The sequence below is a fragment of the Pseudomonas sp. GZD-209 genome (genome assembly GCF_049310485.1).
GTDB lineage: Bacteria > Pseudomonadota > Gammaproteobacteria > Pseudomonadales > Pseudomonadaceae > Aquipseudomonas > Aquipseudomonas sichuanensis.
Genome location: NZ_JBMOWQ010000228.1, coordinates 1 through 12625 on the forward strand (window position 1 = coordinate 1; position 12625 = coordinate 12625).

Sequence of the window (12625 nt, forward strand, 5' to 3'; positions counted from 1 at the left end):
CGGGTGGCCCCCCCCCCCCCAGAGAAAAGGAGGGTTGGGTGGCTTTCTTCCCCCCCGCGATGGGTTGGAAAGGTCAGTGGCTCTGCCCGTGCCAGGGCACCAGCTTGCGTTGCAGGGCGCGCAGGCCCATCTCCAGGGCGAAGGCGATCAGGGCGATCAACAGGATCCCCAGCACCACCACGTCGGTCACCAGGAACTGCGCCGCCGACTGCACCATGAAGCCCAGGCCGCTGGTGGCGGCGATCAGCTCGGCGGCGACCAGGGTCGACCAACCCACGCCCAGGCCGATGCGCACGCCGGTGAGGATGTCGGGCAGGGCGCTGGGCAGGATCACGTGGCGGATCAGCTGGGCCTTGGTCGCGCCCAGCGATTGCGCGGCGCGCAGCTTGGTCGGGTCGACGGTGCGCACGCCGGTGGCGGTGGCGATGGCGATCGGGGCGAAGATCGCCAGGTAGATCAGCAGCACCTTGGACAGCTCGCCGATGCCGCACCAGATCACGATCAATGGCAGGTAGGCCAGCGGCGGGATCGGCCGGTAGAACTCGATCAATGGGTCGAGGATGCCGCGGGCCACGCGGTTGTAACCGATGGCCAGGCCGACCGGGATGGCGGTCAGGGTCGCAGCCGCCAGTGCCAGGCCGATGCGGCCGAGGCTGGCGCCCAGGTGCTGCCACAGGCTGGCGTCCATGTAGCCCTGGGTGAGCAGGCTCCAGGCCTTGGCCAGGATGTCGGCGGGCGGCGGCAGGAACAGCGGCTCGACCCAGCCGGCGGCCGTCACCAGCCACCAGGCCAGCAGCAGGGTGGCCAAGGTCAGGGTGCTGATCCAGCGGGTGGAAAGGGGCTGGCGGGTTTTGCCAGGGGCAGGTTTGGCGTCACGTTTGGCCGCGACGGGCAGGTCCAGGCTGCTCATGCAGACTCCTCTCGGCGGGCAGTTTCGCGTTGCGAGAACACCCGCGCCAGCACGTGCTCGCGGGTTTCGATGAAGCGTGGGTCGGACTTGATCGCCCGCGCCGGCTCGCCGGCGGCGTAGCGCTGGCCGAAGTCCAGTTGCAGGCGTTCGACCACGCGCCCGGGGTTGGGCGCCAGCAGTACCAGCTCGGTGGCCAGGAACACCGCCTCTTCGATGTCGTGGGTGATCAGGAACACCGGCTTGGCGGTGCGCTGCCAGACCTGCAGCAGCAGCTCCTGCATCTGTTCGCGGGTGAAGGCGTCGAGGGCGCCGAACGGCTCGTCCATCAGCAGCACCCGAGGGTCGGCGGCCAACGCCCGGGCCAGGCCCACGCGCTGTTTCTGGCCGCCGGACAACTGCCAGATGTGCCGCTCGCCGAAGCCGGCCAGGTCGACCAGCGCCAGCATCTCGCGGGCCTTGGCCTCACGCTGCGCGCGGGGTACGCCGGCCAGTTGCAGGCCGAAGGCGACATTGGCCAGCACGTCCTGCCACGGCAGCAGGGCGTCGTCCTGGAACACCACGCCACGGTCGGCGCCTGGGCCTTGCACCGCAGCACCGTCAAGGGTGATGCGCCCGGCGCTGGGGGCGACGAAACCGGCGATCAGGTTGAGCAGCGAGGTCTTGCCGCTGCCGGATGGCCCAAGGGCCACCAGCAGCTGGCGTGGGCCCAGGCTCAGGTTGATGTCGGCCAGCACCGGGGTGCTGGCGCCGGGGTACTGTGCGCTGATGCGCTCCAGTTCAAGCAAGGCCATGACGGGCTCCGGTCTTTAGTTGGGCAGGTATTGCTTGCTGACGTAGGGCGAGTAGTCCGGCAGTACCGCATCGACCTTGCCTTGTTGCTTGAGGAAGGTGGCGGTGTCGGTCAGCGCCTGGGTGGTCGGTGCGCCGAGGGCATTGGCCTGGTCGTCCGCCAGCGGGTAGACGTTGCCTTGCAGCAGTACCGGGATATCCGCCGCTTTGGCACCCGACAGCTTGACCAGCTTGGCGACGTTGTCCGGGTTGGCCAGCCAGGCTTTCGGGTCTTTGCGGTAGTCGGCATAGGCGTCGAGGGTGACCTTGGCGAACGACTTGACGATTTCCGGGTGCTTGGCGGCGAAGTCCTTGCGCACGATCCAGGCGTCGAAGGTTGGCGCGCCTTTTTCGGCCAGCTCGCCGGAGGTGATCAGCACCTTGCCGTCTTCCTTGGCCACGCCCAGGGCCGGGTCCCAGACGTAGGTGGCGTCGATGTCGCCGCGCTTCCAGGCTGCGATGATCGCCGGCGGCGCCAGGTTGAGGATCTGCACCTTGGTGGGGTCGATGTTCCAGCTCTTGAGCGCGGCCAGCAGGCTGTAGTGGCCGGTGGAAACGAATGGCACGGCGACTTTCTTGCCCACCAGGTCCTGCGGGGTCTTGATGCTGTCACGGGCGACCAGCGCCTCGCCGGCACCGATCTGGGTGGCGATCAGGAAGGTCTCGACCGGCAGCTTGCGGGTGGCGGCGGCGGCCAGCGGGCTCGAGCCGAGGTAGCCGATCTGCACGTCGCCGCTGGCCACGGCGGTGATCACGTCGGCGCCGTTGTCGAACTTGCGCCAGTCGATGCTGGCCTTGCTGGCTTTTTCGTAGTCGCCGTCCACCTGGGCCACCTTGGCCGGGTCGACGGTGGTCTGGTAGGCGACGGTCAGGTCGGCGGCCTGGGCCAGCCAGCTGGTGCCGGCGAGGGTCAGGGCAGCGAACAGGCGCAGCGGGGCATGCGGGATCATGGTGAACCTCTCGTCAGGCAATGGGGTTATGGATGGCGAGAAGACTAGATGATCTAAGAAATTAGAAATAAATAACTTTTTTGCATTAGCTTAGGAGCCAAACGCTTTAAGGCCGCAGGGTCTGCGGCTGGCGGAATGGAAAAGGGCTGCTAGCCTTTTTCGGTTCCGGCCGGGGGGCCGAGCCGCAGAGAGTCGCCAAACGTTTGCACATAACCTAAAGGTATGATTGACGGCGTCGATACAACCTTTCGCAGTAAAGGTTCCAATGTTATTCCGTAAAAGTCTTACAGATTCATAAAACGGTCATTTTGGATTTATAGGATTGTCATTATCCTGTAGCGCAGGACGGCGGCTTAGACCAAAGTCGCGAATCGATCGTTGAGCATTGACTTGGCGGTCACGCATTGGTGCTAAATCGCCAATCCCGGGCGAGTGGGGCAAAAGATCCTGCCGCTTGTGACGCACAAAAATTAGAACGTAGAGGAGCAAAACATGTACAAGTCCAGCCTGGCCCTGGCCGTGGCACTGGGGGTTCTCGCCCAACAAGCAGGCGCTGCAGGTTTCATCGAGGACAGCAAACTGTCCCTGAGCTCGCGCACCATGTACTTCAACAACGACAACCGTGAAGCGCATGGCAGCAAGCCACGCCCTGACGTGCGCGAGTCGGGTCAAGGCTTCAAGCTTGACTACATCTCCGGCTTCACCGAAGGCACCGTTGGTTTTGGTGTTGACGCCCAGGCCCTGTGGGGTATCCACCTGGATGGCGGCAAGGGTTACCACCAGAACGGCAGCACCTTCTTCCCGAGCGACTCCGATGGCTCCTCCGAGAAGCAGTGGTCGCGTTTCGGTGCCAACGCCAAGGCGCGCTTCTCCAAGACCGAAGCTCACTTCGGTAGCGCCCTTGCCCCGATGCTGCCGATCCTGGTCTCCAACGATGGCCGTCTGCTGCCGCAAACCTTCGAAGGTGGCACCATCACCTCGAAGGAAATCGACAACCTGACCATCAACGCCGGCCAGCTGACCCACGCCATGGGCCGTGCCTCGAGCAACCGTACTGGTCTGTCCGTTTCCGGCGCCACTGCCGACAGCAACAAGTTCCGCTACGGCGGTCTGGACTACAAGCTCACTCCGGACCTGACTCTGCAGTACTACTACTCGAATCTGGAAGACTTCTACAAGCAGCACTTCCTGGGTGCTACCCACGTCTTCAAGATTTCCGATAACCAGTCGTTCAAGACCGACCTGCGCTACTTCGACAGCAGCAGCGAAGGCAAGAACGGCGACGAAGCCACTTACGCCTTCGACAACAACGGCGGCTATGCCCGGCACAAAGGCGAGATCGACAACAAGACCTGGTCCGCCATGTTCACCTACACCCTGGGTGGTCACGCGCTCATGGTCGGTCGTCAGCAGGTCGGCGACGACGGTGGTTTCGTCTGGCTGAACCAGGGCGCCGTGCGCAATGGCGACAACCGTCCAGAAGGCAACGGCGGTGCCAGCTTCTACCTGTTCACCGACAGCATGATCAACCAGTTCGCCCGTGCTGGCGAGAACACCAACTTCGGTCAGTACTCCTATGACTTCGCGGCCCTGGGCGTACCCGGCCTGAAGGCATCGGTCGCTTACCTGCGTGGTGACGATGTCCGCTACAAGTCGGGCCACGGCACCTACGACGAGTGGGAGCGTGACGCTCGCGTCGACTACACCATCCAGCAAGGTACCCTCAAAGGCCTGGGCTTCAGCCTGCGTCAAGGCGTGTACCGTGGTGAAGGCAACGAAAGCAGCGCCGACCAGGATCAGACTCGCTTCATCGTCAACTACACTTACGCCTTCATGTAAGTCGTAGCTGCAACAGAAGAAGCCTCGCCTAGTGCGAGGCTTTTTTGTGCCTGTCATTTCGTATGCATTCTGGTTATAAATAAATCGATATTTATTCTTTTTATTTTTATTCGAATGCAGGCACATTGAACCCATCAAGGCCAGACACAGCACAGGAGCCGCTTCCATGAGCCTCAAACTCGGCGACATCGCCCCCGATTTCGAACAGGATTCCAGCGCCGGCAAGATCCGCTTCCACGAATGGCTGGGCAACAGCTGGGGCGTGCTGTTCTCCCACCCGGCCGACTTCACCCCGGTGTGCACCACCGAGCTGGGTCTGACCGCCAAGCTCAAGGATGATTTCGCCCAGCGTGGGGTCAAGGCCATCGCCCTGTCGGTGGACCCGGTCGACTCGCACCACCGCTGGATCGATGACATCAACGAAACCCAGAACACCGTGGTCAACTTCCCGATCATCGCCGACGCCGACCGCAAGGTGTCCGACCTGTACGACCTGATCCACCCCAACGCCAGCGACACCCTCACGGTGCGCTCGCTGTTCGTCATCGACCCGAACAAGAAGGTGCGCCTGACCATCACCTATCCGGCCAGTACCGGGCGCAACTTCAACGAGATCCTGCGGGTGATCGACTCGCTGCAACTGACCGACAACCACAAGGTCGCCACCCCCGCCAACTGGCAGGACGGTGATGAGGTGGTGATCGTGCCGTCGCTCAAGGACGAGGACGAAATCAAGCAGCGCTTCCCGAAAGGTTACCGGGCGGTGAAACCTTATCTGCGCCTGACGCCGCAACCCAATCGTTAAGTGAATCCTCGTTGTAATGCTCTTAGCCATAGCAGGGATTTCGGGCCGTTTCGACGGCCCTTTTTTATGGGCGTCGTTTAGTGTTTTGTTATTTTGGTTATTAATAAATAGCTTCTTATTCCTTTACGGATATAACTGCCTCCTTATACTTGCACCCCAAGCACGCAAACTTTCGGAGGCGTCCCCATGCGCAATGAGTCGATTCGTTACCTGATTGTGCCGGGCTGGCAAGGATCGCCAGACAACCATTGGCAGAGTCACTGGCAGCGCAGCCTGCCCAACAGCGCCCGGGTCGAGCAGCAGGACTGGCTCACCCCGCAGCGGCGCGATTGGGTGCAGGCACTGGAGCAGGCGATTGCCGCCGAAAGCTCGCCGGTGATTCTGATTGCCCACAGCCTGGGTTGCATCACGGTCGCCCACTGGGCCGCCCAGGCCAGCCCGAGCCTGCTGCGGCGGGTGCGTGGCGCACTGCTGGTGGCGCCGGCCGATGTCGAGCGGCCCAACTGCGCGCCGGCCTTGCGCAACTTTGCGCCGATTCCGTTGCAGGCGCTGCCATTCCCAAGCCAGGTGGTCAGCTCTGACAACGACCCGGCGGTGAGCGTGCCACGGGCCCTGCACCTGGCGCGCGCCTGGGATGCCGAGGCGGGGCTGCTGGCCAATGCCGGGCATATCAACGTCAAGTCCGGCCACGAGCGCTGGGAACAGGGCTTCGCCTACCTTTTCCGCCTGCAGGCCCGGATCGACCAGCGTGCGCTGCGGCGCGCCTGATCCGCCGGCCGTTCCACGAATACCTTGAGCCCCGGCTGCATGCGACCGGGGCGGGAGTTTTCCATGACCTTTCACACCCCTTTCGGCCAGCCATTGCTGACCTTCCCCGAACTGGACAAGAGCCCGCTGAGCATCCGCGCCAAGGCGCTGGTGTTCGTCGACCCGCGCTCACAGGCGCTGCGCCAGGCCCTCGAACGCCTGGCACCGCAACCGCTGCCGGTATTGATCCGTGGCGAGACCGGCACCGGCAAGGAGCTGCTGGCGCGGCAGATTCACCGCGCCAGTGACCGCGCGGGGCTGTTCGTCTCGGTCAACTGCGCCGCCATCAGCCCGACCTATGCCGACGCCGAACTGTTCGGCTACAGCGCCGGTAGCCAGGGCGGTACCGCCAGCAGCCGCGCAGGCTGGTTTGGCTCGGCCAACGGCGGCACCTTGTATCTGGACGAGATCGCCGACCTGCCGCTGACGATCCAGGGCAAGTTGCTGGCGGCGCTGGAAAACCGCGAAGTGACCCGCGTCGGTGCAGCCCAGCCGCAGCCGGTGGATGTGCGCCTGGTCGCCGCCTCCAGTATCGATCTGGCCAAGGCGGTGCAGGCCGGGCGTTTCAACGAGCGGCTCTACCATTACCTGCATGAGGGCGAGCTGGAGCTGCCGGCGCTGCGCGAGCGGGTCGGTGACATTCTGCCGTTGGCGGAGTACTTCGTCGGTATCTACAGCGTGCGCCTGGACCGGCCGCTGGCATTGATCAGCGAGGCCGCCCAGCAGGCGCTGGAGGCCCATGCCTGGCCGGGCAATACCCGTGAGCTGGAGAACGTCATCCACTTCGCCCTGTTGGTCAGCGACGGTGAGGAGATCCTCCCCGAGCACCTTGATCTGCCGGACACCACCCCGCTGGCCAGCCTGGCCCGCCAGCTTGGGCAGTTGGGCCGCAGCCGCGAGGCGCAGACCCTCCGGGCCCTGCGCCAGCTGCTGGGCGAAAGCCTGGCGCAGCTGGATGAGCCCGCACCCTAGAGCGGCGCCTGAAGGCTCATAAGTAAAGGCGCTGATGGCCATTTGTTTTTGGAATAAGCAGCTAAATAAAAGATATTGTTCCGGAATAAAAAATCCCGGTATCGTCCGTTTCACGCCCTCCTGAACGGATGGGCACCAGACGTAGCCATCTGCGATGGCCCAGCTCGATAACAAGGATCACCATGAAAAAGACCCTGCTGACCACCGCCCTGGCCGCCGCCCTTTCGTTTGCAGGCCTGGCCTCTGCCGCCGAGAAACTGGTGGTCGCCGCCACGCCGGTACCCCACGCTGAAATTCTCGAACTGATCAAGCCGACCCTGGCCAAAGAAGGCGTCGACCTGCAGATCAAAGTGTTCACCGACTACGTGCAGCCCAACGTGCAGGTCGACCAGAAGCGCCTGGACGCCAACTACTTCCAGACCCTGCCGTACCTGCAGAACTTCAACGAAGGCAAAGGTACCCACCTGGAGACCGTGATCGGCGTGCACGTCGAACCCTTCGGTGGCTACTCGAAGAAGGTCAAGTCCCTGGCCGAGCTGAAGGAAGGCGCCACCGTCGCCATCCCCAACGAAGGCAGCAACAGCGGCCGCGCCCTGCTTCTGCTGCAGAAGGCTGGGCTGATCACCCTGAAGGACCCGAAGAACGCCTTGGCGACCCCGAAAGACATCGCCGAGAACCCGAAGAAGCTCAAGTTCCGCGAGCTGGAATCGGCCATGCTGCCGCGTGTGCTGGACCAGGTCGACCTGGACATGATCAACACCAACTATGCCCTGGAAGCCGGCCTGAACCCGGCCAAGGATGCCCTGGTGATCGAGGGTGCCGACTCGCCGTACGTGAACTTCCTGGTAGCCCGCCCGGACAACAAGGACAGCGAGGCCATCCAGAAACTGGCCAAGGCGCTGACCAGCCCGGAAGTGAAGGCGTTCATCGCCAAGAAGTACCAGGGCGCTGTACTGCCGGCGTTCTGATACGCGGCATCAGCCAAGCCTGAAACGAAAAACGCCGACGCATCTTGCGTCGGCGTTTTTGTTTTTGCCGGGAGCAGCTGTCTGGTGTTGGTTTTCTGGCCTCATCGCCGGCGAAGCCGGTGCCTCGCAGCGTGGTGCCTGTATCGCCAGCAGGGCATGTGTTTCGCCGGCTGGTCAGCCTTGGCCACCCAGCGCCCGGCGCAGGGCCAGCAGCCACAGCAATTGTTCATTCGCAGCAGGTGAGCAGGGGCTGTTCATCGTTTTCGTCCTTGTAAGTTGATGGGCCATGCAAGTCACAGTTTGGAACCTGTTTGAGGGGTGGATCGCGGGAAAGGTCCCGGCTTGATGTAGGAAATTTCCGAGGGAAACAGGTGGTGATATAGATATGCAATAAAGGTATTTCGAAAAATATTTTTATACCTTTAGAGTCTATAAATCGTGCCTACCGGCACAGCGCCACTATGTGTTGAACGACGCCGAGCGACCCTCGTGCCGACCTGGAACCTGCCCATGCCGTACCTCCGTAACCTTGTGTCGAGGCCCTCTCCATGAGTTTCGACACCGCTTTCATGCTTAGCACATTGCCGGCCTTCTTCAAGGCGGTGGGGGTGACTTTGCAGGTTGGCTTGATCGCCATCGCCACCTCGATGCTGGTGGCGCTCCTCAACTCGGCCATCCTGGTTTTTCGCACGCCGTACCTGTGGCGCCTGGTGCAGGGCTACGTGGAACTGGCACGCAACACGCCGCTGCTGATCCAGCTGTTCTTCGTCTACTTTGCCCTGCCGAGCGTGGGCGTGAAGATTTCCGGCTTCGCCGCGGCGATCATCACCATGACTTTCATGGGCGGCGCCTACCTCACCGAAGTGCTGCGCGCCGGTGTCGAAGCGGTGCCGCGGGCACAGCTGGAGTCCGGGCGTTCGATCGGCCTGTCCGAAGGCCAGTTGCTGCGCCATGTGATCCTGCCGCAAGCGGGCATCCTCAGCCTGCCGGCACTGTTCGCCAACTTCGTGTTCCTGCTCAAGGAGACCACCGTGGTCTCGGCGGTGGCGGTGCCGGAGATCCTCTACACCACCAAGAACTACATCGCCCTGTACTACAAGACCTACGAGATGCTCGCGGTACTGACCCTGCTTTGCGTGCTGATCTTCCTGCCGTTGTCGCTGCTGCTGCGTCGTCTGGAAAGGAGGCTGCAACATGGCCAGTTCGGCATTTGAGCTGCTGCAGGTGTCGCTGCCGCAACTGGCTGCCGGCGCCGCGCAGACCATAGCGATTTCGGCACTGGGCATCGCCTTTGCCACCCTCGGCGGGGTGCTCTACGGCGTGCTGGCCACCCTCGGCAACCGGCTGCTGAACGTGCTGCTGCAGGTTTACCTGGAGCTGTTCCGGGCGATCCCGGTACTGGTCTGGCTGTACCTGGTGTTCTTCGGCCTGCCGATTTTCTTCGGCCTGAGCATCCCCAGCTTCTGGTGCGCGGTGCTGGTATTGGGCCTGTGGGGCGCCAGCGAAGTCGGCGAGGTGGTGCGTGGCGCGCTCGGTTCGCTGCCCCGTGGCCAGCGCGAAGCGGGGCTGTCGATCGGCCTGTCCGGCTGGCAGCTGTACGCCCATGTGCTGCTGCCGCAAGCGCTCAAACGCATGACCCCGCCGACCATCAACATCTATACGCGGATCATCAAGACCAGCTCGCTGGCGGTGCTGATCGGTGTGGTCGAGGTGATCAAGGCCGGCCAGCAGATCATCGAACGCACCTATGAGTCGGCGCTGATCTACGGCGTGCTGTTGCTGTTCTTCTTTTTCGTCTGCTACCCGCTTTCCGCCGCCTCGCGCGTGCTGGAACGCCGCTGGGCCCACTCATGAGCGCATTGATCGAATTCCACGGTTTCAACAAGTTCTTCGGCGAACACCAGGTGCTCGCCAACGTCGACCTTAAGGTTCACGCCGGCGAGGTGGTGGTGATCCTCGGCCCCAGCGGCTGCGGCAAGAGCACCCTGCTGCGCTGCCTCAATGGCCTGGAACAGGCCCACAGCGGCAGCCTGCGCCTGGACGGGCAGGAGCTGCTGGCCCCAGGCACCGACTGGCGCCAGGTGCGCCAGCGGGTGGGCATGGTGTTCCAGAGCTACCACCTGTTCGGCCACATGAGCGTGCTGGACAACCTGCTGCTGGGCCCGCTCAAGGTGCAAAAGCGCGAGCGCGCCGAAGCCCAGGCCCAGGCCGAAGCGCTGCTGGCGCGGGTGGGCCTGCTGGACAAGCGCGATGCCTTCCCGCGGCAGCTGTCCGGCGGCCAGCAGCAACGCATCGCCATCGTCCGCTCGCTGTGCATGAACCCGCAGGTGATGCTGTTCGACGAAGTCACCGCTGCCCTCGACCCCGAGATGGTCAAGGAGGTGCTGCAAGTGATCCAGGGCCTGGCCCGGGACGGCATGACCCTGCTCATCGTTACCCACGAAATGGCCTTCGCCCGCGCGGTGGCCGACCGCATCGTGTTCATGGAGGCCGGCAGGATCCTTGAACAGAACCACCCCGAGCGCTTCTTCACCCAACCGCAGACCGCACGCGCGCAGCAGTTCCTGGAGAAATTCTCTTTCGTCGAAAGCCTGCCCAAGACACTGCACAAGGAACTGTCATGAACACCGCACCCTTTGCCAAACTGCTCGCTCCACTGCTTGGCCTGGCCCTGCTGGCCGGCTGCAACAAGGCCGAAGAGCCGGCCAAGCCCGCTGCCGCCTCGCCCGCCACCAGCTACCTGGAAACCATCAAGGCCCGCGACAAGCTGATCGTCGGCGTATTCACCGACAAGCCGCCGTTCGGCTTCGTCGATGAGAGCGGCCGCTACGTCGGCTTCGACACCGACATCGGCCGGCGTTTCGCCAAGGACTTGCTGGGCGACGAGAACAAGGTCGAGTTCGTCGCCGTCGAGCCCGCCAGCCGCATCCCCTTCCTGCAGAGCGACAAGGTCGACCTGATCCTCGCCAACATGACGGTCACCCCCGAGCGCAAGGAGGCGGTGGACTTCACCAACCCCAACCTGCGCGTGGCCGTGCAGGCCATCGTTGCCGACGGCAGCCCGGTGCAGAAGCTCGACGAGCTGGCCGACAAGACCATCATCGTCACCACCGGCACCACCGCCGATATCTGGCTGACCAAGACCCACCCGGACTGGAAGCTGCTCAAGTTCGAGAAGAACAGCGAGTCGCTGGCCGCCCTGGCCAATGGCCGTGGCGATGCCTATGCCCAGGACAACCTGATCCTGTTCAGCTGGGCCAAGCAGAACCCGGGCTACCGTGTGCTGCCGCAACTGCTGGGTGAGGAAGCACCGATTGCCCCGGCGGTGAAGAAGGGTAATGCCGAGCTGCGCGACTGGGTGAATGCCGAGCTGGCCAAGCTGGGTGAGGAGAAGTTCTTGCTCAAGCTGTATGACCAGTACGTGCGCAAAGAGCTGAGCGACGACACCAAGCCCGAGAGCGTGATTGTCGAAGGGGGCAAGTGGCAGGGTTGATCTGATCGCGGGGCAAGCCCGCCCCCACGCGCGCTGAGGGGGGCGGGTTCTTTGTTGGAAAGGAATTGCCCCCCCCTTGAGATACTAACCATTTCAAAGCAACGGGAGCGGGCTTGCCCCGCGATGGCGATATCAGCCGTTGCGCGGCAACCAGTTCAACAGAAAATCATTCACCACCCCTGGGTTCTCCAGGCTGGAGATATGCCCGGCAAACGGAATCTGCGCCGCGAGGCAGCCAATCAACCGCGCCATCTCGTTCGACTCCGCCGGCGGCCTGGGAATGTCCTGGTCACCACAGATCACCATGGTCCGATCTGCAGGCAGCTCGCCGAGACGCGCCAGCAGATCCGGCCGCCCAAAGATCACCCGCCCCATCGGGTCCAGGCTTTCGCGGATGGTCTGGGCGCTGCTTGCCTTCAACCCCGCGCGGAACTGCTCGCGCACCTCAGGCACGGTTTCCCCGCCGGCATGGAAGAAGATCGGCACCACGATATCCAGCAACGGGTCGACGAAGGTGCCTGCGGCACTGGCAGCATCCAGCAGGCCGAAGTACTTCAGCCGCGTGGCCTCCGGTTCCGCCCCCAGATAGGTATCCAGCAGCACCAGGCGATCGACCCGTTCCGGGTGTTCGATGGCCAGCTGCGCACCCCACATGCCGCCGACCGAAAGGCCGACCAGGTGGCACTTAGGGATATCCAGCGCATCGAGCAGGGCCAGATGCTGGCGGCTCAAGGCGCTCATGTCGGTGGTGGTGGCCGGTGGCGCGGCGGAATCGCCGTGGCCCCACAGCTCGGGCACGATGACCCGGAAGTGCTTCGACAGCGCGTCGATCTGCGGTTGCCACATGGCGGCCGACCACAGGTAGCTATGGCCGAGCAGGACGGGGAAACCCTGGCCCTGGTCGACGTAGCTCATGCGCGCGCCGTCGATTTCGATGAAGTGTTTTTGCATGGGTTGTCTCTGCCTGTCTACAAGTCATGCCGTCGTTAGCCCATCGGGGGGGGGGGGGGAGCGACCCGCGTGCGGGGTGAGGCGGAGGGGGGGGCGCGTATG

13 protein-coding genes are annotated in these 12625 nt (G+C 63.4%); 9 read left to right on the plus strand and 4 right to left on the minus strand.

Features of this window, described 5'->3' with window-relative positions:
- Positions 1-73: 73 nt before the first annotated feature.
- Genes tauC through tauA form a run of 3 tightly spaced genes read right to left on the minus strand, consistent with a single transcriptional unit; the run spans position 74 to position 2688 of the window.
- Positions 74-910 (minus strand): taurine ABC transporter permease TauC, encoded by an 837-nt coding sequence (tauC, locus tag ACO6VM_RS22845; RefSeq protein ID WP_401055762.1) that lies wholly within the window; start codon positions 908-910, stop codon positions 74-76.
- Positions 907-1701, minus strand: a complete 795-nt coding sequence (tauB, locus tag ACO6VM_RS22850) for a taurine ABC transporter ATP-binding subunit (protein WP_125860999.1) — start codon at positions 1699-1701, stop codon at positions 907-909. The genes tauC and tauB overlap by 4 nt, the downstream gene beginning before the upstream one ends.
- A 15-nt stretch (positions 1702-1716) precedes the next feature.
- Entirely contained in the window at positions 1717-2688 is a 972-nt protein-coding gene (gene tauA / locus ACO6VM_RS22855) for a taurine ABC transporter substrate-binding protein (protein ID WP_401055759.1), read from the minus strand.
- Between the two features lie 492 nt (positions 2689-3180).
- Between tauA and ACO6VM_RS22860 the strand changes: the two genes are divergently transcribed.
- From ACO6VM_RS22860 to ACO6VM_RS22900, 9 genes are all read left to right on the plus strand, one after another.
- Positions 3181-4527: an OprD family porin gene (locus ACO6VM_RS22860; RefSeq protein WP_347151240.1), complete on the plus strand. Its 1347-nt coding sequence runs from the start codon at positions 3181-3183 to the stop codon at positions 4525-4527.
- A 166-nt stretch (positions 4528-4693) separates the two neighbouring features.
- The gene (locus tag ACO6VM_RS22865; RefSeq protein ID WP_110992087.1) at positions 4694-5332 is read left to right on the plus strand and encodes a peroxiredoxin; all 639 of its coding nucleotides are present in this window, start codon (positions 4694-4696) and stop codon (positions 5330-5332) included.
- 186 nt (positions 5333-5518) lie between these two features.
- Complete coding sequence (locus tag ACO6VM_RS22870) at positions 5519-6100, plus strand: alpha/beta hydrolase (protein WP_110992088.1); 582 nt, start codon at positions 5519-5521, stop codon at positions 6098-6100.
- A 63-nt stretch (positions 6101-6163) separates the two neighbouring features.
- Positions 6164-7111 carry a sigma 54-interacting transcriptional regulator gene (locus ACO6VM_RS22875; protein ID WP_401055757.1) on the plus strand — a complete coding sequence of 316 codons (948 nt, stop codon included), beginning with the start codon at positions 6164-6166 and terminating at the stop codon, positions 7109-7111.
- Positions 7112-7293: 182 nt separating this feature from the next.
- On the plus strand, positions 7294-8079 hold the full coding sequence (locus ACO6VM_RS22880) for a MetQ/NlpA family ABC transporter substrate-binding protein (RefSeq protein WP_110992090.1): 786 nt from the start codon (positions 7294-7296) through the stop codon (positions 8077-8079).
- A 548-nt stretch (positions 8080-8627) separates the two neighbouring features.
- On the plus strand, positions 8628-9293 hold the full coding sequence (locus tag ACO6VM_RS22885) for an amino acid ABC transporter permease (RefSeq protein ID WP_258705333.1): 666 nt from the start codon (positions 8628-8630) through the stop codon (positions 9291-9293).
- Positions 9274-9933 (plus strand): amino acid ABC transporter permease, encoded by a 660-nt coding sequence (locus ACO6VM_RS22890; protein WP_401055754.1) that lies wholly within the window; start codon positions 9274-9276, stop codon positions 9931-9933. Before ACO6VM_RS22885 ends, ACO6VM_RS22890 begins: the two co-directional genes overlap by 20 nt.
- The gene (locus ACO6VM_RS22895; protein WP_401055752.1) at positions 9930-10703 is read left to right on the plus strand and encodes an amino acid ABC transporter ATP-binding protein; all 774 of its coding nucleotides are present in this window, start codon (positions 9930-9932) and stop codon (positions 10701-10703) included. Before ACO6VM_RS22890 ends, ACO6VM_RS22895 begins: the two co-directional genes overlap by 4 nt.
- Positions 10700-11572, plus strand: coding sequence for a transporter substrate-binding domain-containing protein (locus ACO6VM_RS22900; protein WP_401055750.1), 873 nt, complete (start codon positions 10700-10702; stop codon positions 11570-11572). The genes ACO6VM_RS22895 and ACO6VM_RS22900 overlap by 4 nt, the downstream gene beginning before the upstream one ends.
- A gap of 132 nt (positions 11573-11704) precedes the next feature.
- On the opposite strand, the gene ACO6VM_RS22905 is transcribed toward ACO6VM_RS22900, so the two are convergent.
- Positions 11705-12523, minus strand: coding sequence for an alpha/beta fold hydrolase (locus ACO6VM_RS22905; RefSeq protein WP_401055749.1), 819 nt, complete (start codon positions 12521-12523; stop codon positions 11705-11707).
- Between the last annotated feature and the right edge of the window lie 102 nt (positions 12524-12625).